This window comes from Mesorhizobium sp. B3-1-6, assembly GCF_006439555.1.
In the GTDB taxonomy this organism is placed as follows: Bacteria; Pseudomonadota; Alphaproteobacteria; order Rhizobiales; family Rhizobiaceae; genus Mesorhizobium.
Genome location: NZ_VFTM01000016.1, coordinates 1 through 20,246, shown reverse-complemented (window position 1 = coordinate 20,246; position 20,246 = coordinate 1). Strand labels below are relative to the sequence as shown.

The 20,246-nt window shown below is 64.4% G+C and carries 16 protein-coding genes; 13 read left to right on the top strand and 3 right to left on the bottom strand.

The genetic code is table 11. The features are described 5' to 3' along the window. Window positions 1-153: 153 nt before the first annotated feature. The gene (locus FJ414_RS15740; protein ID WP_140645288.1) at window positions 154-4,230 is read right to left on the bottom strand and encodes an SEL1-like repeat protein; all 4,077 of its coding nucleotides are present in this window, start codon (window positions 4,228-4,230) and stop codon (window positions 154-156) included. Window positions 4,231-4,682: 452 nt separating this feature from the next. Between FJ414_RS15740 and FJ414_RS15735 the strand changes: the two genes are divergently transcribed. The 9 genes from FJ414_RS15735 (at window position 4,683) to FJ414_RS15695 (ending at window position 14,522) form a co-directional block, all read left to right on the top strand. Beyond that, window positions 4,683-5,147 carry a MerR family DNA-binding transcriptional regulator gene (locus FJ414_RS15735; RefSeq protein ID WP_140645393.1) on the top strand — a complete coding sequence of 155 codons (465 nt, stop codon included), beginning with the start codon at window positions 4,683-4,685 and terminating at the stop codon, window positions 5,145-5,147. Window positions 5,148-5,382: 235 nt separating this feature from the next. Further along, a complete protein-coding gene (locus FJ414_RS15730) occupies window positions 5,383-7,179 on the top strand; it encodes an acyl-CoA dehydrogenase (RefSeq protein WP_140645287.1) in 1,797 nt (598 codons plus the stop codon). Window positions 7,180-7,231: 52 nt separating this feature from the next. Beyond that, on the top strand, window positions 7,232-8,404 hold the full coding sequence (locus FJ414_RS15725) for an acyl-CoA dehydrogenase family protein (RefSeq protein WP_140645286.1): 1,173 nt from the start codon (window positions 7,232-7,234) through the stop codon (window positions 8,402-8,404). A 33-nt stretch (window positions 8,405-8,437) separates the two neighbouring features. Further along, the gene (locus FJ414_RS15720) at window positions 8,438-9,646 is read left to right on the top strand and encodes an acetyl-CoA C-acetyltransferase (protein WP_140645285.1); all 1,209 of its coding nucleotides are present in this window, start codon (window positions 8,438-8,440) and stop codon (window positions 9,644-9,646) included. A gap of 14 nt (window positions 9,647-9,660) precedes the next feature. Continuing rightward, a complete protein-coding gene (locus tag FJ414_RS15715) occupies window positions 9,661-11,880 on the top strand; it encodes a 3-hydroxyacyl-CoA dehydrogenase NAD-binding domain-containing protein (protein ID WP_140645284.1) in 2,220 nt (739 codons plus the stop codon). A 13-nt stretch (window positions 11,881-11,893) separates the two neighbouring features. Beyond that, window positions 11,894-12,436, top strand: a complete 543-nt coding sequence (locus tag FJ414_RS15710; RefSeq protein ID WP_140645283.1) for a thioesterase family protein — start codon at window positions 11,894-11,896, stop codon at window positions 12,434-12,436. Between the two features lie 148 nt (window positions 12,437-12,584). Beyond that, window positions 12,585-12,887 (top strand): hypothetical protein, encoded by a 303-nt coding sequence (locus tag FJ414_RS15705; protein WP_140645282.1) that lies wholly within the window; start codon window positions 12,585-12,587, stop codon window positions 12,885-12,887. A gap of 125 nt (window positions 12,888-13,012) precedes the next feature. Beyond that, entirely contained in the window at window positions 13,013-13,654 is a 642-nt protein-coding gene (locus FJ414_RS15700) for a helix-turn-helix transcriptional regulator (RefSeq protein ID WP_140645281.1), read from the top strand. 10 nt (window positions 13,655-13,664) lie between these two features. Then, on the top strand, window positions 13,665-14,522 hold the full coding sequence (locus FJ414_RS15695; protein WP_348640004.1) for a thermonuclease family protein: 858 nt from the start codon (window positions 13,665-13,667) through the stop codon (window positions 14,520-14,522). Here FJ414_RS15695 and FJ414_RS15690 read toward each other — a convergent pair. After that, on the bottom strand, window positions 14,485-16,134 hold the full coding sequence (locus FJ414_RS15690; protein WP_140645279.1) for a lysine--tRNA ligase: 1,650 nt from the start codon (window positions 16,132-16,134) through the stop codon (window positions 14,485-14,487). The two genes, FJ414_RS15695 and FJ414_RS15690, sit on opposite strands and share 38 nt — an antisense overlap. 155 nt (window positions 16,135-16,289) lie before the next feature. On the opposite strand from FJ414_RS15690, the gene FJ414_RS15685 reads away from it, so the two are divergent. Then, window positions 16,290-16,703: a tellurite resistance TerB family protein gene (locus FJ414_RS15685; protein WP_140645278.1), complete on the top strand. Its 414-nt coding sequence runs from the start codon at window positions 16,290-16,292 to the stop codon at window positions 16,701-16,703. 14 nt (window positions 16,704-16,717) lie between these two features. Here the strand turns inward: FJ414_RS15685 and FJ414_RS15680 are convergent, their stop codons facing one another. Beyond that, window positions 16,718-17,539, bottom strand: a complete 822-nt coding sequence (locus FJ414_RS15680; RefSeq protein WP_140645392.1) for a transporter substrate-binding domain-containing protein — start codon at window positions 17,537-17,539, stop codon at window positions 16,718-16,720. A gap of 279 nt (window positions 17,540-17,818) precedes the next feature. Here FJ414_RS15680 and FJ414_RS15675 point away from each other — a divergent pair, with 279 nt between their 5' ends. The 3 genes from FJ414_RS15675 to FJ414_RS15665 all read left to right on the top strand — a co-directional run bounded on the left by FJ414_RS15675 (window position 17,819) and on the right by FJ414_RS15665 (window position 20,048). Beyond that, a complete protein-coding gene (locus FJ414_RS15675; protein ID WP_140645277.1) occupies window positions 17,819-18,550 on the top strand; it encodes a LuxR family transcriptional regulator in 732 nt (243 codons plus the stop codon). A gap of 98 nt (window positions 18,551-18,648) precedes the next feature. Then, the gene (locus FJ414_RS15670; RefSeq protein ID WP_140645276.1) at window positions 18,649-19,287 is read left to right on the top strand and encodes an acyl-homoserine-lactone synthase; all 639 of its coding nucleotides are present in this window, start codon (window positions 18,649-18,651) and stop codon (window positions 19,285-19,287) included. 11 nt (window positions 19,288-19,298) lie between these two features. Further along, window positions 19,299-20,048: an enoyl-CoA hydratase-related protein gene (locus FJ414_RS15665; RefSeq protein ID WP_140645275.1), complete on the top strand. Its 750-nt coding sequence runs from the start codon at window positions 19,299-19,301 to the stop codon at window positions 20,046-20,048. The last annotated feature ends 198 nt before the right edge of the window (window positions 20,049-20,246 follow it).

Here is a 20,246-nt window from a genome sequence, read left to right as displayed (position 1 = left end):
CGTCCCCGGACAATAAAGCACCGAAAAGCCAATTTTTTCTTGCGACGGCGCGGCGGCGGGTTCAACCCCCGCCGCCGCGCCGAAACAAAAACCATCTCAATCAGTTAACAGGCAAATGTGTGGCAAGGCGTCGTGTATGCGACGCGGCTGCCGTTATTTCTTCGCCAGGAGCGCCTTGACGAGCGGCGCGTCGATCTCGCCGGTCGGCTTCATCTTGTTGTCGGTCTGGAAGGACATGATGGCGGTCTTGGTCTTGCCGCCCATCAAGCCGTCGGCGCCGCCGGCGTCGTAGCCGTTCTTGTTGAGGATCAGCTGGATGTTCTTCACCGCCTTCTTCATGTCGATGCCGGCGGTGGTCTGCGGCGCGCTGTCCTGCCAGGACTCCGGAACATCGGCCGAGTTGGCGGCCGCGTTGAGCGGCTTGGCCTTCCACAATTCCGTGGCCGCGCGCGCCCGCTCGAGCTGCTCGGGCCGCAGCGCGTTGGCGATCTCGTCGCGCTTGGCGGCGGCGTCCTTGTCGCCGGTCTTGGCCACCAGCGCGAACCATTTGTAGGATTCTTCCAGGTCCTGCTTCATGCCGACGCCCTTGGCGGCCAGGATGCCGAGGTTGAACTGGCTGTCCTTGACGCCGAGGTCGGCGGCTTCCTGGAACCAGTGCGTCGCCGATTCATTGTCGGTCACGCCGTCCGCCGCCATGGCGAACAGCACCGCCAGATTGTGCATTGCGCTGGCGTTGCCCTGTTCGGCGGCGAGTTGATAGTAGGTCTTGGCCTTCTTGATGTCGCGCGCGACGCCGATGCCTTTTTCGTAGAAATTGCCGATACGGTATTCGGCCGGCGCGAAGCCGATCTCGGCCGACTGCTCATACCATTTGGCGGCTGCCTTCATGTCTTCCTTCACGCCGCGCGATTCCGCGTAGCGCGAGCCGATCTCGAACAGCGCCTTGGCGTCGCCGCCGGCCGCCGCGTCGCGCAGCGCCACCGGACCGATTTCGGAGGGAATGTCGAATTTGGCCGCGGCCGTCTGGCTTGCCGCGGGCGGCACGGCGCCTGTCGTGTCGGCGGAGGTGACAGCCGGCGCGCCGGCGGGGGAGCTCCCGGCTGCGGGGCTGGCCGTATCCGGGGCCTTGGCCATCGGCTGCGTGTCGCCATCCGTGTCCGTCGCGGTGGCGGCCGCGGCAGGCTCGGACGGCGTCGCCGACGCCATCGGGGCCGGCGCCGGCGCGGCAGGCGCGGCAAGCGCCACTGGCGCGGGCGCCGGTTCGGCCGGCATGGCGGCGGCAGCTTCAGGACTTGCGGGGACGGAAGCGGCCGGCGCCGCGTCCTTGACGGGCTCTGCCTGCCTGACGGAGCGGGCCGGGGTGCTTTCGGCCTGCGCGGTGTCCGTGTCGGCCTTCGGTGCGGCTGTGGCATCGAGCGAAGCCGTATCGACCGTCTGCGTGGAGACGATCGGGGCGGGCTGGTTGTTGGCCGTTTCGACGGGATCGGCCAAGAAGGCCTTGCCCAGCTGCAGGCCCGCCAGCGCCATCATGATCGCCGCCGCCGCCATCAGGATCGGCTTGCGCCGCGCCTTGAGCAGGTCGCCTATCCTCAGCGCCTTCACCGGGCCGGTCATGGTCGATTGCCGCTTCAGCGTGTCGGCTTCCGCGGCGGCGGCCTGGGCCGCGCGGCGGGCCGCGGCGATGAAATCGGACTTGGCGGCGTCGCCCTCGGCGCGCCGGGCCGGCTGGCCGCCACGCTCGTCGCGCACACGCTTCATGATGGCGTTGAGGTCCGGCGCGCCGGAACCTGGTTCCAATGGCCGGTTGGCGGCCTTGGGGTCGAGCGGCTCGTCGATGTCGACGCTTGGCACGTCGCCCACCGGCGCCGAGCCGGCAAGCGGCGGCGTATCCGCATCCTTCTTGCCCTTGAAGGCGCGCGCCAGGCCGCTGAACATCGATTTCCTGCGGCCGGCCGTCTCGCTCTTGTCGCCGATCACGTCCGGTCCGAGCGCTGCCATGGCCGCTGCGGCCGCGGCTTCCGCGGGCGTGCGCGGCGCATCTGGCTCATCGCGCATGATCGCCGCCGCGCGGCCTTCCAGGCTGGCCATGTCTCCCGTGAGCGGCAGCGGCTGGTCGATGTCCATCGAAGGCGCGTCCTGCACCGCTATCTTGCCGCCGCGGCCGCCGCGCTTGCCGGCCGGTTGCGGATCGACCAACTCGCTGACCGCTTCGCTGGCCTCGCTCGTTTCCAGCGAGCCCAGCCGGTCGACGATCTTCAGCAGCGTGTCGTGGATCGCCTCGAATGTCCGCGAGTTGCGCTCGTCGGAGCGCCGGGTGAGCGCCTCGAGCGTCTTCAGGTCCTGGGCGAGGCCGGCAACGGCGGTCGCGTTGGTCTGGGCCGTGCTGGACGTCGAGTCGGAAAGCGATTTAACGGCGCTCTCGGCCGCCTCGCGCGCCACGCTCAGGATGGAATCGCGCGTGCCGGCCAGCGACTTCTCGATCTGGTTGAGGCGCGGGCTTATGTCTTCGAACTCGGGCAGCGGCGTGCCCGGCTTGGAAAGATGCGCCGACAGGCCGGCGACCTGCGCTTCCAGGCTGCGGATCAGTGCCGGATCGATGCCCGCGACCTGCTGCGCGGACGATTCCAGCCGGCTGGAAATGTCCTCGAGCCGGCTTTCCAGCCCCCGGATCGCCATCTCGTTGGCGGGATCGGGCGTGCGCGTCTCGATGCGCTTGGCCAAAGCGGTGAAGCGGGCGTCGATCGCCTCCATGATGCCGGCGCTCTCATCCCGGCGCATGCGCTGGTCAAGCCTGTCCGCGACCTCGTCCAGCCGACGCTCGAGATCGCGGAACAGCATATTGCCCTGTTCGATCGCATCGCCCTGGCGGCGCTCAAGCAGTATTGACAGCGCGTCGAAGCGCTGCTCAAGGCCCTGGAAGATCTGGTCGGCATCTGGCATGGCCGGCGCGCGGTCCATCTTGTCGGTGATCAAGGCGATCTGCTTGCCGAGCCGCTCCATGGCCTGCTCGGGCAGGTCCGCCCTGCCGGCCAGCTGATCCACACGGCTGGACAGGAGACTGAGGCGATCCAGAACTTCCGCTCCAGGCCGCGACTGTGCGACCTCTTCGATCTGAACCGCCAGGGAGGCCATGCGCTTCTCGATCCGGCCGAAGCTTTCGGGATCGAAGGCATTGGCCTGCGCGGCTACCGTCGACGCGACGATGGCGCGCGAAATCTCATCCAGCCGCTCGTCGATCATGGCGAGCGTCTCGCCACCGCGCGCGGTCTGCTGGCCGGCGAAACGGTCGACCGCGCCGGCAAGCGTGCGCACCTTCTCCTCCAGCGAGCGCAGCGAAAGCGATTCGGGCAGATTGCTGACGGCGCTGCTGATCTGTTCGAGCCGATCGGTCAGCACCGAAAGGCTCGGGCCTTCGGCGCGCTTGCGCTGGTCGGCGTCGACGCGGTCCTCGAAGGCGCTCCAGCGGCGGTCGAAATCGTCCCAGCGGCGGTCGACCTTCTGCAGGCTTTCCTCGCGCGCCAGCGTATCCAGCGCGCCCTTCACCTGTTCCAGTTCCAGTCGCAGCAAGTTGACGCTGCGGTCGTCGCTTTTTTCGGCGAGCGTCTGGATGGCTCCCGAAAGCCGCTCGAATTCGAGGCCGAGCTCGGCGCTGCTCTTGTCGGGCATGCCGTTGGAGGGAGTGCCGCCCTGGCTGTTGGCCTGCATGGCGCGATCGATGTCTTGGCGGAACGCTTCGAATTCGCGCTGCAGGCCGACGGTCATCTGGTGGCGCAGTTCCTCGCGCAGGCCGCGCAGTTCGACGGCGATCTTGCCGACCATGGCGACGCTGTCTTCCTGGCCGCGCACCCGGTCGATGTCACGCGCGATCGCCTGGTAGCTCTGGCCAAAGGCGGGCGCGGCGGGCGTCGGATTTTGCGGGGCGCGATTTTGCGGCCATTGGTTCTGCGGGCCGGGATTTTGCGGTGCCGGATTCTGCTGCGGCCGGTCCAGCGGCCTTTGCGCGGAATAGGTATCTTCGTACCAGCGCGGCTGGCCGTAAGGCTGCGTGCTTGGATAACGCGGCTGCTCGACCGGCCGCCGCAGGTCGGGGCGATCGGGCATGTCGGCGCGCGTCCGGTCCAGCCGCTGCTCCAGCGTTTCGAGCGAGCGGTTCAGTTCTTCGAGCGAGGGCTGCGGCCGGCGTTGCCTGCCGGCGTTGAGTGTATCGAGATAGGACCGCTTGCTGTTCATCGATGCGCCCGTGTTCAGAATGGCCGGCCAAAGGCCGGTTTCCCAAAGTCCTGTCGGGAACGAAGCGAGCCGGGCGGTTTTGCCGCGGAGGAAGACGGGCTTCCCGGGTTTTCACCCGCGCTTCGAAAAACCGTGAAAAATTCGCTACAGGATAACCACGGGTGACCGACATGCGCACATTTCGCCCAACGTGGTAAACAAGGCGTTAACCAAGCTTAAGAAGACGCGCATAAATCATGCGCCGCCTTACGGGTGCGGCATAAAGGTCCGTTTTGACAACGCCCTTGCGTCACCCCGTGGCTGTCGATATAGAATTGACGTAAACGTAAAAGGTGCGAAGCCGTGCCTCTTGCGATTGACTTGTTGCAACCACGATTGGAAGCACGCCCCCGCTTCCATTCAGGCGACGCTTGGTCCGAGACCGCGACGCCACCAGGGGAAAGCCAGTGACCATGAAACTTGTTTCGCCCGGCGAAGCCGCGGCCAATACCAATGACATACCGCTCGAAGCCGGCGAGGAATTCGTCCGCATCGGCGAGATGGCCAAGAAATACGGTGTGACGCTGCGCACGCTGCGTTTCTATGAAGACAAGGGCCTGCTCAATCCGCATCGCGACGGCTCGACCCGTCTCTATACGCGCCGCGATAAGGCCCGGCTGAAGCTGATCCTTCTCGGCCGCAAGGTCGGGTTCTCGCTGCGCGACGTAAAGCAGATGATGGATCTCTACGATCCGACCGGCACCAACACCAAGCAGTTGCGGCTGGCCCTCGACAAATCGGAGAAGCAGTTCGCCCGCCTGCAGAAGCAGCGCGCGCTGATCGACGACGCCATCAACGAGTTGAGCACGTCGATGACGGCGGTGCGCCAGATGCTCGTCGAGCGCACCGCGGCGCCGCAGGCCAGCGCCGCCGGCTGAACGCTGGCCCTCAACAGGGACGATCCCGGAAATGGAGAGCCGCGCGGCTGTAGCCGCGCGGCTTTTTTGTCGCCACAATGCCGAACCGCTCACATAAATTTTTGGCTGCGACGAAGTTGACGTTTACGCAAACGTCAATATTTGCTATCGGGGCATCGACATTGGCCCGGCCTCCTGTCCAGGACGTGGATAAGGAACTTGCTGGCCGGCCGGCACTATAAGGGTGGAGGAAGGCATGACGATCTACAGGGCGCCGGTCCAGGACACGCTGTTCGTTCTCAACGACGTGCTGGGCTATCAGCGCTATTCCAACCTTCCGGGCTTCTCGGATGCGACGCCCGACGTGCTCGAGGCGATCCTCGCCGAGGGCGCCAAGCTTGCCGAAAACGTCATGCATCCGTTGAACCGCGTCGGCGACATGGAAGGCTGCGTGCGCCATGACGACGGCTCGGTGACGACGCCCAAGGGTTTCAAGGACGCTTACGACCAGTATCGCGAAGGCGGCTGGATGGGGCTTGCAGCGCCTGCCGAGTTCGGCGGCCAGGGCCTCCCTTACGCGGTCCACACCGCCGTCTCCGAATATATGATCTCCGCCAACATGGCGTTGATGATGTATCCCGGCCTGACGCAAGGCGCGATCGCGGCCATCGTCACCCACGGCACGGACGAGCAGAAGGCGACATGGCTGCCCAGGCTGATCGAGGGCACCTGGACCGGCACCATGAACCTGACCGAGCCGCATTGCGGCACCGACCTCGGCCTGCTGCGCACCAAGGCCGTTCCCAACGGCGACGGCACCTACAGGATTTCCGGCCAGAAGATCTTCATCTCCGCCGGCGAGCACGACATGTCGGACAACATCGTCCACCTGGTGCTTGCCCGCGCCGAGGGCGCGCCGGAAGGCGTGAAGGGCATCTCGCTGTTCATCGTGCCGAAGCTCAAGCTCGATGCCTCGGGCAATCCCGGCCAGCGCAACACGCTCTCCTGCGGCTCGATCGAGGAGAAGATGGGCATCCACGGCAACTCGACCTGCGTCATGAATTATGACGAGGCGGAGGGCACGCTGCTCGGCGAATTGAACGGCGGCCTGAAGGCCATGTTCACGATGATGAACGAGGCCCGCCTCGGCGTCGGCCTGCAGGGGCTTTCGGTCTCCGAGATCGCCTATCAGAACGCCGTTTCCTATGCCAAGGACCGCCTGCAGGGCCGTTCGCTGTCGGGCGCCAAGGCGCCGGACAAGAAGGCCGACCCGATCATCGTCCATCCCGACATCCGCCGTTCGCTGATGACCATGAAGGCCTTCAACGAGGCCGGTCGCGCGCTGGCGTTGTGGACGGCGATCAAGTCCGACGTCGCACATCGCTCGGGCGACGACAAGGACCGCCAAGCGGCCGACGACTACACCGGCCTGATGACGCCGGTGGTCAAGGGCGTGCTCACCGATAAGGGTTTCGATCATGCGGTGATGGCGCAGCAGGTGTTCGGCGGCCACGGCTACATCGAAGAGCACGGCATGAGCCAGTTCGTGCGCGACGCCCGCATCGCCATGATCTATGAAGGCGCCAACGGCATCCAGGCGCTCGACCTCGTCGGCCGCAAGCTGGCGCAGAATGGTGGCCGCGCGGTGCAGGCCTTCTTCAAGGAAGTCGGTGAATTCTGCGGGGAAAACCGCGCCGACGAGAAGATGGCGTCCTTCACCAAGGCGCTGAAGAAGGGTCTCAACGATTTGCAGGCGGCCACCATGTGGCTGGTGCAGAACGCCGTGGCCAAACCCGACAATGCCGGTGCCGCCTCGACCGACTATATGCATCTCTTCGGCTTGGTGGCGCTGGGCTATATGTGGGCGCAGATGGCGAAGTCGGCGCAGGCGAAGCTCGCGGAAGGCGCCAACGGCGCTTCGGTATTCTACGACACCAAGCTGGTGACCGCGCGCTTCTTCATGGAGCGGGTCATGCCGGAAACGGCGACGCGTCTTGCCCGCATCTCGAGTGGCGCGGACACGCTAATGGCGCTGCCGGCGGAAGCGTTCTAGGTTCGGCGGACCGGCACCGCCGGCCCACAATTGTCGGAACGCGGAGGAAATCGTGGCGACAAATCCAGCCGAAATTCTTGGCCTGCCGAAGCCCGCCTGGGCGGCGGACGAAGTCGGCATGCTCTACGACATGGCGTCCCGCTTCATGTCGGAAGAAATCGCGCCGCGCTATGACGAGTTCGAGAAGAACGAGATGTTCGACCGCGAGAGCTGGCTGAAGGCCGGGGCCGCCGGCCTGCTCTGCGCTTCCATGCCGGAGAAATACGGTGGCTCGGGCGGCACCTTCGCCCATGAGAGCGCCATCATCGAGGCGATCGGCCATGTCGGCGTCGACGGCTTCGGCATCGGGCTGCACAATTCGATCGTAGCACCCTACATCCTGCATTACGGTTCCGAGGAGCAGAAACAGAAATGGCTGCCCAAGCTCGCGACCGGCGAGCTGATCGGCGCCATCGCCATGACGGAACCCGGCGCCGGCTCCGACCTGCAAGGCGTCAAGACCCGCGCCGAGAAGGACGGCAATCACTACAAGATCAGCGGCTCGAAGACCTTCATCACCAATGGCCAGCTCGCCAACCTGGTCATCGTCGTCACCAAGACCGAGCCGGACAAGGGCGCCAAGGGCACCTCGCTGATCGTCGTCGAGACCGACGAGGTCGAGGGTTTTCAGCGCGGCCGCAATCTCGACAAGATCGGGCTGAAGTCGAACGACACCTCCGAGCTGTTCTTCAACGACGTGCGCGTGCCGACCTCGAACCTGCTTGGCCACGAGGAGGGCAAAGGCTTCGTCCAGCTGATGCAGCTGCTGCCGCAGGAGCGGTTGCAGATCGGCACCGGCGCGATCGCCATGATCGAGCGGGCGCTGGCGCTCACCATCGACTACGTCAAGGAACGCAAGGCCTTCGGCAAGGCCGTCATCGATTTCCAGAACACCCAGTTCAAGCTGGCCGAACTGAAGACCGAGGCGACCATCGGCCGCGTCTTCTACAATGACTGCGTCGCCCGCCACATCGATGGCGGGCTCGACCCGGTGACCGCCTCGATGGCCAAATACTGGCTCAGCGACCTGCAGGGCAAAGTCGTCGACGAATGCCTTCAACTGCATGGCGGCTATGGCTACATGAATGAATATCCGATCGCCCGCATGTACCGCGACGCCCGTGTCCAGCGCATCTACGGCGGCACCAACGAAATCATGAAATTGCTGATCGGGCGCTCTCTCTGAGCGCGGCGGCCGGCAAAGCCAAGGAGCACGAAAATGACTGAGGCTTACGTCTATGACGCCGTGCGCACGCCGCGCGGCAAGGGCAAGAAGGATGGCTCGCTGCACGAGGTGCCGGCGGTCAGGCTCGCCGCCAGGACGCTCGAGGCGCTGCGCGACCGCAACGGGCTCGACACCGGCACTGTCGACGACATCATCTTCGGCTGCGTCGACCCGGTCGGCGAGGCTGGCTCCGTCATTCCGCGCGCCGCGGCCTTCGAGGCCGGCTACGACACAAAGGCGCCTGGCATGCAGATCTCGCGCTTCTGCGCCTCCGGTCTCGACGCAATCAATTTCGGCGCCGCCAAGATCGCGCAAGGCGCGGACGAGATCGTCATTGCCGGCGGCGTCGAATCCATGTCGCGCGTCGGCATGGGCATGTCCGGCGGCGCCTGGTTCATGGACCCTTCCGTCGGCCTGCCCGGCTGGTTCGTGCCACAGGGCATCTCGGCCGACCTTATCGCCACCAAATACGGTTTTTCCCGCGACGACGTCGACGCCTATGCCGTCGAGAGCCAGAAGCGCGCCGCGAAAGCCTGGGCCGACGGCCGTTTCAAGAATTCGGTGATCCCGATCAAGGACCAGAACGGCCTCACCATTCTCGACCATGACGAGCACATGCGGCCCTCGACCGACATGCAGTCTCTGGCCTCGCTCAACCCGTCCTTCGTCATGCCGGGCGAAATGGGCGGCTTCGACGCGGTCGCCGTGCAGAAGCATCCTGAGGTCGAGGAGGTCAATCACGTCCACCACGCCGGCAATTCCTCCGGCATCGTCGACGGCGCCGCCGCCGTGCTGCTCGGCTCCAAGAAGGCCGGCAAGGCGATGGGACTGAAGCCCCGCGCCCGCATCCGCGCCTTCGCCAACATCGGCTCGGAACCGGTGCTGATGCTGACCGGTCCGGTCGACGTCACCGAGAAGCTGTTGAAGCGCGCCAAGATGAAGCAGTCGGACATCGACCTGTTCGAGCTCAACGAGGCTTTCGCTTCCGTGGTGCTGCGCTACATGCAGGCCTTCGACATCCCGCATGACCAGATCAACGTCAATGGCGGGGCGATCGCCATGGGCCATCCGCTCGGCGCCACCGGCGCCATGATCCTGGGCACGGTGCTTGACGAGCTGGAGCGTCGCGACCTCAACACCGCGCTGGTCACGCTCTGCATCGGCGCCGGCATGGGCACCGCCACCATCATCGAACGCGTCTGACGGGAGAGAAGAAGATGACCTATACCAATTTCACCCTCGACACCGACGCCGACGGCATTGCGCTGATCACCTGGAACATGCCGGACCGCTCGATGAACGTGTTCACCGAAGAGGTGATGCGCGAGCTCAACGACATCGTCGATAAGGTGGCCGGCGATGCCGCCATCAAGGGCGCCGTCATCACCTCCGGCAAGGACAGCTTCTCCGGCGGTGCAGATATCACCATGCTGCAGAAGATGCTGGCGACCTTCGCTGCCGCGAAGGAGAATGATCTCGACAAGGCGACCAGGGCGCTGTTCGAGAATGCCGGCTACATGACCGGCCTGTTCCGCAAGCTCGAGACCTGCGGCAAGCCGTTTGTGTCGGCGATCAACGGCACCTGCATGGGTGGCGCCTTCGAGATGTCGCTTGCCTGTCACGGCCGCGTCGCCGCCGATTCCGACAAGGTGAAGATGGCGCTTCCCGAAGTGAAGATCGGTATCTTCCCCGGTGCAGGCGGCACCCAGCGCGTGCCGCGGCTGACCGACCAGCAGCAGGCGCTGCAGATGCTGACCACCGGCCAGAACCTGACGCCGCAGAAGGCGAAGGCGATGGGCCTGATCCACGAGATCGCCGAGCCTTCGAAACTCGTGGAGACCGCCAAGGCGATGATCAAGAACGGGCTGAAGCCGGTGGCGCCCTGGGACGAGAAGGGTTTCAAGCTGCCCGGCGGTCCGATCTATTCGGCCGCCGGCGCCAATCTCTGGCCGCCGGCGATCGCCATCCTGCGCCGCGAAACCTACGGCAATTATCCGGCTGCGGCCGCTATCCTGAAATGCGTCTATGAAGGCCTGCTGGTGCCATTCGACACGGCGCTCAGGATCGAGCAGCGCTATTTCACCGAGATCATGCAGTCGAAGGAAGCGGCGGCGATGATCCGCTCGCTGTTCCTGTCGCTGCAGGAATTGAACAAGGGCGCGCGCCGGCCGGCCGACGTGCCGGAGACCAAGTTCAAGAAGATCGGCATCCTCGGCGCCGGCTTCATGGGCGCCGGCATCGCCTATGTCACCGCGCGCGCCGGTATTCCGGTGGTGCTGCTCGACCGCGACCTGCCGTCGGCCGAGAAGGGCAAGGCGCATTCCGACAGCCTGATGGCCGATCAGGTCAAGAAGGGCCGCGCCAAGCCGGAAGACAAGGACAAGCTCCTGTCGCTGATCACGCCGACGGCGGATTATGCCGACCTTGCCGGCTGCGATCTCGTCGTCGAGGCAGTCTTCGAGGATTCGAGCGTCAAGAAGGAAGCCACCGAGAAGGCGGAAGCGGTGCTGAAGTCGTCGGCGATCTTCGCTTCGAACACGTCGACGATCCCGATCACCGCGCTGGCGAAGAACTCGGCGCGGCCGAAGAACTTCATCGGCATCCACTTCTTCTCGCCGGTCGACAAGATGATGCTGGTCGAGATCATCCTCGGCAAGAAGACGGGCGACAAGGCCTTGGCCGTCGCCTTCGACTTCGTGCGCGCCATCAAGAAGACGCCGATCGTCGTCAACGACACGCGCGGCTTCTACGTCAACCGCTGCGTGCTGCGCTACATGTCGGAAGCCTACAAGATGCTGATCGAGGGCGTGCCCGCGCCGATGATCGAGAACGCCGCAAAGGCTGCCGGCATGCCGGTCGGCCCGCTGGCGCTGACCGACGAGACGGCCGTCGACCTTGCCCAGAAGATCATGAAGCAGACCATCCGGGATCTCGGCGAGAAGGCCGTCGATCCCAGGCAGATGGCGTTGATCAACACCATGGTCGACACGCATGGCCGCTTCGGCCGCAAGAACGGCAAGGGTTTCTACGACTATCCGGCCAAGCCGGCGAAGAAGAAGCTGTGGCCGGGCCTCAAGGACCTCTATCCGCAGCTCAACCCCGACAAGGTCGACTATGAGGAGCTGAAGCAGCGCCTGCTGGTCGCCATCGCGCTGGAAGCGGCGCGGGTGATGGAAGAGGGCATCGTCACCGATCCGCGCGAGGCGGATGTCGGCTCGATCCTCGCCTTCGGCTTTGCGCCCTTCACCGGCGGCGCGCTATCCTACATCGACGGCATCGGCGCCAAGCGTTTCGTCAAGATCGCCAAGGGGCTGCAGAAGAAGTATGGCGCCGAGTTCAGGGCGCCGAAGCTTCTGCTCGACATGGCCGAGAAGGGCGAGACCTTCTACGAGCGCTTCGACCCTTACCGGAAGGGTGAGGTCAAGCAGGCGGCCTGACAACGAAGCCGGGATGTATGTCTGGGCGCGAATGGCCCGCACCATGGCCACGGCGTCGAGCCGCGGCCCCTACAGGGTCGGCGACGAAAGCCGGCTGGCCTTCCGCTGCCTGCCGATCGACATCGATTTCAACCTGCATCTGAACAATGCCCGCTACATGATGCTGGCCGATCTCGGCCGCATCGATATCTTCCTGCGCGTCGGCCTTATCGCGCTTGCGCGCAAGAATGGCTGGGCGCCGATGATCGGCGGGCTGCAGGTGGCCTATGTACGCGAGATCAAGCTGTGGCGCCGCTTCGAGGTGGTCTCATCGATCGAGACCTGGGAAGGCACCTCCGTCATCGGCAGGCATCGTTTCGTCCTCGATGGCGGCGAGACGGCGGCTCTGATCCTGACCACCGGCGGCGTCTATGACCGCGGCGGCCGCCGCTTCCTCGACATCGACGAGGTCGTCGCGGCGCTCGGCCACGCCGCCAGTCCACGCCCGCCGACCGAAGCCGAGCGGGCCTTCATGCTTTCGCACCGGAATTTGCGCGAACAGGCCAAGGCCGCCTGATCGCGCTGACGTGGTCAGTCCGACTTGCCGGGTCAGCAACGGCTTGGATCACATTTTAGAGGCGCGGGCGTCGTCGGCTTTTTGGCGAAGGATTTGGATGATATATTAGTTTCATCTAATAAAACTGTTGACCACGGGAGCGATCATCATGCGCATGATGTTGAGAATTTCCGTTCCGACCGTCGAAGGCAACAAGGCACTCAAGGACGGCAGCATGGCGAAGTTCATCGAACATACCCTGTCGGACCTTAAGCCGGAGGCCGCCTATTTCACCGCCGAAAAAGGTCAACGAACGGCTTACCTGTTCGTCGACATTAAGGACAGTTCCGACATGCCTCATTTCGGCGAGCGGTTCTTCCTGGCTTTCAATGCCGCCGTGGATTTCGTGCCGGTCATGAATGCCGAGGAACTCAAGAACGGCCTGCCCAAGGCTTTGGCCGGGATCGGATAGGTCGCGTAAGGACACGAAAGTCACGCAGATTTCTCGATGATCCATCGGCCACGCCGATGGACAATGGTGTGGTCGCGCGCTAGACAGGCTTGAGGCATTTTTTCCTGTTCTGAAGGAGAGCGCGCGTGCTCTCACACGACCGCGTATGGGCCGCAATCGACGCTCTCGCCGAGCGCTATTCGCTTTCGGCTTCCGGCCTTGCCCGGCGTGCGGGCCTCGATTCGACGGCCTTCAACAAGTCGAAGCGCCTGTCTTCCGACGGCCGGCCGCGCTGGCCCTCGACCGAATCGCTGGCCAAGATCATCGAGGCCACCGGCGCTTCGCTGGAGGAATTCACCGGACTGGTCGAAGGACGCGGCGGGGCTTCCGTCGCCCAACATCGCAGCGCGGTTCCGTTGCTCGGCTTCGCCCAGGCCGGCGCGGGGGGCTTCTTCGACGATGCCGGCTATCCGGCGGGGCAGGGCTGGGATCTGGTCGAGCTTCCGGCGCGGGCGACCGAGACGTCCTACGCGTTGCAGGTACAGGGCGATTCCATGCTGCCGCTCTACCGCAACGGCGACGTGCTGATAGTCGAACCCGGCGCGCCGACGCGCAAGGGCGATCGTGTCGTGGTCAAGACCACCGCCGGCGAGGTGATGGCAAAGGTGCTCGACCGGCAAACGATGAAATCGATCGTGCTGGTTTCACTCAACCCCGCTCACCCGGACCGTGACATCCCGGCGCGCGACATCGAATGGGTGGCGCGCATCGTTTGGGCGAGCCAGTAGGTCCGGACCGGTGCGGCTTCTTCAAACAGCCTTGGCGGTTCTGGCGCTTCCGGTCATGGCGGCGCTCGTCGTGACCGGCGGGCGCGCAATCAAAGGCCATGAGAGCACGATCGCGGTGGATCAGATCGATCCGGACGCGCTTGCAGATTCAGGTACTGAGACGCCGCCGGAAGAGCCGGCGACTTCGGCCATTCCCGCGCCTGCCGCTCCGCAGCCACCCGCTCATTCGAGGGCCATCGATCCCGAAGTGGTGGCGCCGCCCGCTCTTTCGGACAACGAACTCGAACGGGTGGAACCGCGCGCGCCGCTCAGCGATCTGGCGCTGGCCGGGCCGCCCAAGCCGCCCAAAACGAAGATGCCAGGCGACTGGAACGGCACGAAATTGTTCCAGCCGGTCGCCATCGCCGCCGGGCTGATCGAGTCGAAGGGCTATGCGGTCGCCGTGTCCGGCGTGGATGTCGTCAAGGCGGACGAAACCTGCGCCGACGAGGGCAAGAGCTGGGCCTGCGGCGCGCGCGCCAGGACAGCCTTCCGCGCTTTCCTGCGTGGCCGGGCGGTCGCCTGCACCGTGCCGCCCGAGGGCGGGCGCGACACCATTTCCGCCGAATGCCATATCAGCAATCAGGACGTCGGCCAGTGGCTGGTCGAGAATGGCTGGGCGCGCGCCGCGCAAGGCGGTCCCTATGTCGAGGCCGAGAACAAGGCCCGCACGGCCAGGAAGGGTATTTTCGGCTCGGCGCCGAAGCTCGACGGTCTGCCGGCGCTGCCAGCCGCGTCAGGTCCGGCGCCGGTTGCGCCGGATTCGATCCTGCCGGCCGATGGCGGCGACGTTACGCCGCCAACTGACCAGCCAGCGCCCGCTCAATGAGCGCGCGTGTCTCGGCGATGCCGTAAAGCGCCGCGAACGAACCGAAGCGCGGCCCGCGCTCCTGGCCGATCAGCACCTGGTAGATCATCTGGAAGAAGGCGACCGACACGCCTGGCCCGCCTTCCGGGCTCTGCTTGGAGTGGTCCTGGTAGCGCTCGATCTTGCGCGCCACGTTGAGCGCCGCGTTCTGGATCGCCTCGCCGTCGGCGCCCTGCGGCAGCGCGCCGAGCGCGTCGGAAAGCTTGGCCAGCGCCTCGCGCTCCATCTGGTCGGCGGCACGGTAGACCTTGGTCGGCTTCACGAAGTCGTCGAAATAGCGGATCGCGTAGCCGGTCAGCCGGTCGAGTTCCGGATGCGTCTTCGGCGTCACGCCCGGCGCGTGCCGCGAGATGAAGCCCCACAGCACAGCCTTGTCATGCGCGTTGGAGGCGCTCACCAGGTTGAGCAGCAGCGCGAACGGCACCGGCAGGTCGATGGCCGGCGGGTTGCCGTCATGCATGTGCCATACAGGATTGCCGAGCCGCTCCTTCCAGTCCTGGCGCGGATACGCGCCAAGGAAAGCGTAATACTCGTCCACCGCCTTCGGGATGACGTCGAAATAGAGCTTCTTCGCCTGCCGCGGCCGCTGGTACATATAGAGGCCGAGGCTCTCGGTCGGCGCGTAGGTCAGCCATTCGTCGATGGTCAGGCCATTGCCCTTCGACTTCGATATCTTCTGGCCTTCCTCGTCGAGGAACAGCTCGTAGACGAAATGCTCCGGCGCGCGGCCCCCGAGGATGTTGCAGATGCGGTCGTAGATCCCGGCATTGGTCTGGTGGTCCTTGCCGAACATCTCGAAGTCGACGCCGAGCGCTGCCCAGCGCATGCCGAAATCCGGCTTCCACTGCAGCTTCACATGGCCGCCGGTGACCGGCAACGTCGTCTCCATGCCTTCGTCGTCGAAGGTGATGGTGCCGGCCTTGGCGTCGACATTTATCATCGGCACGTAGAGCACGCGGCCGCTCTTCGGCGAGATCGGCAGGAACGGGCTGTAGGTCGCCTGGCGCTCCGGCCCGAGCGTCGGCAGCATTACGCCCATGATCTCGTTATAGCGCTCCGCGGCGCGCAGCAGCACCTCGTCGAAGCGGCCGGCCTTGTAATACTGCGTCGCGCTGGCGAATTCGTAATCGAAGCCGAACGTATCGAGGAAACGGCACAGCATCGCGTTGTTGTGGTCGGCGAAGCTCGCATAGTCGCCGCCGAACGGATTGGGCACCGAGGTCAGCGGCATATGCAGGTAGGGTTCCAGCGCCGCGCGGTCCGGCACGTTCTCCGGGATCTTGCGCATGCCGTCCATGTCGTCGGAGAAGCACAGAAGCTTGGTCTTGACCTTGTCCTGCGTCAGCACGCGGAAGGCGTGGCGCACCATGGTCGTGCGCGCCACCTCGCCGAACGTGCCGATATGCGGCAGGCCGGACGGGCCGTAGCCGGTCTCGAACAGCACGGTTTCGGGAAAATCCTTGCCCTTGTAGCGGGCGATGATCTTCTTGGCTTCCTCGAACGGCCAAGCCTTGCTCTCGGCCGCCGCGGCAAGCATCTCGGGATTGAGATCGATGATGTGTGATCCCGTCATGTCGGAGTTCCAGTCATGGCCGTCTGTGCGGCGGATAAGGTTTGTCGACCGGTCTCTAGGCGCGCGAGATCGGAGCGTCAACGATTTGCGGCGGTTTTCCTTGCGGCGCCACAATCGCGCTCTTACGTTCGAGCCTCACTTTCAAGGAGTTTTGAATGCCTTTGCTGACGCCGCACGAAGCCCTGATCCACCTGATGGTCATCACGTCGGCTTCCGATCGCGACATGACGGATGTCGAGCTGGCGCGGATCGGCGATGTCGTCCGCTCCTGGCCGGTCTTCGTCGATTTCAACCAGGACAGGCTAATTGCGGTGGCGCAGGCCTGCCAGAAGGCGCTGCACGACAAGGACGGGCTGGAAGGCGTGCTGGCGCGCGTCTCCGAAGCGCTACCCGAGCGGCTGCGCGACACTGCTTATGCCGCTGCCTTTGAAGTAGCCGCCGTCGATCTCGAAATGCGTATGGAGGAAGTCAGGGTGCTGCAGCTCATCCGCCTCAAGCTCGACCTCGACACGCTGACCGTCGCCGCGATCGCGCGTGCGGCGAAAGCCCGCCTGCGCACGCTCACCTGAAGAAGGCTGCAGACTTAAAAGAAGCTGACAGGAAAATAGCGCAGATAGAACTCGGCGAAGCTGCCTTTGATCGAGATCTCCTGCAGCGCATAGTCGAAGGCGGCGGCAAGCGCGGTGTCGCTCTTGCGGGTGGCGATCGCCATGCCCGAGCCCAGATATTCCGGCGCCAGATACGGACCGCCGGCGAAGCGGCAGCAGCCGGCGGCGTCCGAACCGCCCAGCCAGAAGGCGAAGCGCATGCCGTCGCCGAAGGCGGCGTCGATCTTGCCGGCCTTGAGGTCGGTATAGAGGTCTTCCGGCGTGTCGAAGGTCACCACCTGGACGGTGTTGAAATAATCGCGCAGCATTTTCTCATGCGCCGAGCCGGCGACGACGCCGACCCGCTTGCTGCGCAATTTGTCGAGGATCGGCTCGGCGAAGGCCTTTGCCTTGGGCATGATGAAGCGGGCTGGAAATTGCATGTAGGAGCGCGAGAAGGCGTATTTCTCACGGCTCTCCGGCGTCGCGGCGATGCCGGCGATGATGGCCTCGCCTTCGCCTTTCTGGAGAGCGCCCTCCAGTTCGTTCCACGGCAAGGCCTGGACCTGGCATTTCTCGACGACGTCCAGTTCCGCGCAGATCGCCCGCGCCAGATCGATGTGGAAACCCGACAGCCGGCCAGCGCCATCGAGGAAGTTGAAGGGCGGAAAATCGGTGGTGGTGAGGAATCTGAGCCGCGGCAGCGCGGAGAGGTCGGGTTTCGGCAGCCGCTCCTTGGCGTCCCACAGCACCGGCACCTGCGGCTCCGCCGCCTGAGTCGCATCGGCGAGAGGCAACGCGCCGCCCACCAGCGACATCAGGGCCAGGAATATCCACCGCAAGATCACGATATGGCTCCGCGCCTGTCCCCGTTCCTCGGCTTTTCGTATGAAAATGGGGCAGGCACAACGGTTTTTGATTTCAGGCGGCCGAATTAAGCGTATGATTCGGCGTGTTTGCAAGTGACCTGCGTGCCGGAAGGGGGAAGCTACCGGCTTTGCTGAGGCAATTGCGACCCGAGGTTGATGGCGAAGGGGTGTTCGGGCATCTACCGTCGGCAATGAGAAAAATAGAAGCAACATGGGGTAGATGTTGCGATGGGCCTGTTTGACAGAACTCTGGAATACATAGACCAGTTGCAGCATGCTGGCACCGCGGCCGCGGTCTGCGAGAGGTTGCTCGGCGTCACCTCGAACTTCGGCCTGACCGCATTGATGGCGGGAACCGTGCCGCAGCCGGGCACGCCGCGTGGCCGGCAGAAACAGCATGTGATGCTTTGCGATTGGCCCGGCGATTGGCTGGAGCGCTATGTGGCGCGCAACTATGTCGACTACGATCCGGTCGTCAGTCACATGAAGCAGCTTCAGGCGCCGTTCCAATGGCGGGACGCTTCAAAAAACGCCCTGATCGACAAGAGCAGCGACGAAGTCATGGGCGACGCCCGCGAGTTCAAGCTGCGCGACGGCCTGGCATTTCCGCTGGTCACGCTCGACGGCCAGATCGTCATGGTCTCGCTGGGTGGCGAATCCGTTGACTTGTCGGATGCGGAATTCGGAATGGTGTCGCTCGCATCGACCTATGCGATCGGCCGCGCCATGCAACTGCACACCAAGGCCGAGAGCGTCATCGATCACATAGAATTGACGGCGCGTGAGCGGGAATGCCTGCAATGGGCCGCAGTCGGCAAGTCTGAATGGGAGATATCTCAAATTTTAGGCATCTCGGAACACACATCCGAGAAACATCTTCTTAACGCCAAGAGCAAACTGGGCGCAGCCAACCGGGTGCAGGCAGTCGCGGAGGCGATTAGACGTGGCTATATTAGCTAGGTCGGCCGTGCCGACCTAGAAATTCTTGCCTGCGCATTCGCGCAATATTTTAAGGGACATCACGGCCGTATCTTCCTCTTAAGCCTAGGAGACGGCTAATGCTTTTTGCCCTTACCACTCAGGAATTGATGGAACGTCCCGACCTCTGGGAGGCGGTCCATCGCTTGCGCTACAAGATCTTCGTCGAGGAGATGGGATGGACCGATCTTGATCGTCCGGACCAGCTCGAGATCGACCAGTTCGATCATGACGAGGCCGAGCACCACCTCGTCATCCGCAACGGCGAGCTGGCTGGCTACCAGCGGATGCTGCCGACCACACGGCCGCATCTGCTCACGGACGTGCTGTCGGATCTCTGTGAGGGACCGTCTCCCTCGGGGCCGAATGTCTGGGAACTGACTCGCTACGCGGTGGCTCCGGGTTTTCGCGACGGCAAACGCGGCGTCTCGACGGTCGGCACCGAACTGATCGCCGGCTTCGTCGAATGGGGCCTCAAGCGCTCCGTCAATCAGGTCATCATCGAGTTCGAGCCGATGTGGGTGCTGCGGGCGCTGCAACTGCACTTCCTGGCAAAGCCGCTCGGCTACCAGCGCACCTATGGCAACCAGCAGGTCGTAGCGACGCTGCTCACCTTTACCGAGCATACGCTCGATGTCGTGCGGGCCCGCCGCAACCACCACCTGCCGGTGCTGAATCGGGGTTATCCCGGTCTGCTCGGCCTCAAGCAGGCTTCGTGATGGAGGCGGTCATGAGTTTCCATCCCGAACCGGAACTGCGCGGCCATACGCTGGTCGTCACCGTGTCCTCGCATGACGGCCGGCCGGTGCTCGACAGGCATGCCTATGCGAGCCTTGCCAGGACCTTGCACGATGCGGCCGTCAATGACGAGGTCCGTGTCGTCATGCTGCGCGGCCTTGCCGGATGCTTCTGCCTTGGCGGCGACTTCTCTGAGTTCCTCGACGCCACCAAGCACCAAGAGCTGATCGCCGCCGTCACCGACATGTTCCGCATGTTGGCGACCTTCCCCAAGCCGGTCCTTGCCTGCGTCGACGGCGACGCCGTCGGTGTCGGCTGCACCATCCTGTTCCATTGCGACATGGTGATCGCTTCCAGGGGCAGCACCTTCAGGGTGCCGTTCGTCGATTTCGGCCTGGTGCCGGACGCGGCGACCAGCATCCTGGCACCCCAGAAGCTCGGCTATGCCGGCGCCTTCCGCTTCTTCTGCCTGGGCGACACGCTGGGCGTCGAAGACGCCAGGGCGCTCGGCCTGGTCGGCGAGATCGTAACGCAAGGCAGCGCCGAGGAAGCGACGCTGGCGAGGGCGAAACAGCTGGCCAAGAAGCCCGTGGCGGCCCTGCTGCAGACGCGCAGCCTGCTCAAGGGCGACACGGACGCCTTGTGCGACCGCATCGACCACGAGATCACGCTGTTCCAGCAGGCGCTTCAGGATGACACCACGCTGAAGCGGCTGCAGCGGATCGCCCGCCTGGCTGCCTGAGCGCCTGGCTTAAAAACCTCAGCGCCGCGCGAGCCGAAAGGCGCGCGGCGCTGTAATTCGTCCGGAACTGCGTAAAAACAAAGAGATAGGACGTTCGCCGTTTCCATGAAATGGGAAAAGCACTAGGCGGTGGTGACGATTTAACTATTTGAGCCAGATGGCGATAGCGGCGAGTTTGACGAAGCCCATGAAGTTGGC

Coding starts and splice junctions, on each gene's coding strand:
- FJ414_RS15740 (WP_140645288.1), bottom strand. CDS start 4,230: ATGAACAGCAAGCGGTCCTATCTCGATACACTCAACGCCGGCAGGCAA.
- FJ414_RS15735 (WP_140645393.1), top strand. CDS start 4,683: ATGAAACTTGTTTCGCCCGGCGAAGCCGCGGCCAATACCAATGACATA.
- FJ414_RS15730 (WP_140645287.1), top strand. CDS start 5,383: ATGACGATCTACAGGGCGCCGGTCCAGGACACGCTGTTCGTTCTCAAC.
- FJ414_RS15720 (WP_140645285.1), top strand. CDS start 8,438: ATGACTGAGGCTTACGTCTATGACGCCGTGCGCACGCCGCGCGGCAAG.
- FJ414_RS15715 (WP_140645284.1), top strand. CDS start 9,661: ATGACCTATACCAATTTCACCCTCGACACCGACGCCGACGGCATTGCG.
- FJ414_RS15710 (WP_140645283.1), top strand. CDS start 11,894: ATGTATGTCTGGGCGCGAATGGCCCGCACCATGGCCACGGCGTCGAGC.
- FJ414_RS15705 (WP_140645282.1), top strand. CDS start 12,585: ATGCGCATGATGTTGAGAATTTCCGTTCCGACCGTCGAAGGCAACAAG.
- FJ414_RS15690 (WP_140645279.1), bottom strand. CDS start 16,134: ATGACGGGATCACACATCATCGATCTCAATCCCGAGATGCTTGCCGCG.
- FJ414_RS15685 (WP_140645278.1), top strand. CDS start 16,290: ATGCCTTTGCTGACGCCGCACGAAGCCCTGATCCACCTGATGGTCATC.
- FJ414_RS15680 (WP_140645392.1), bottom strand. CDS start 17,539: ATGTCGCTGGTGGGCGGCGCGTTGCCTCTCGCCGATGCGACTCAGGCG.
- FJ414_RS15675 (WP_140645277.1), top strand. CDS start 17,819: ATGGGCCTGTTTGACAGAACTCTGGAATACATAGACCAGTTGCAGCAT.
- FJ414_RS15670 (WP_140645276.1), top strand. CDS start 18,649: ATGCTTTTTGCCCTTACCACTCAGGAATTGATGGAACGTCCCGACCTC.
- FJ414_RS15665 (WP_140645275.1), top strand. CDS start 19,299: ATGAGTTTCCATCCCGAACCGGAACTGCGCGGCCATACGCTGGTCGTC.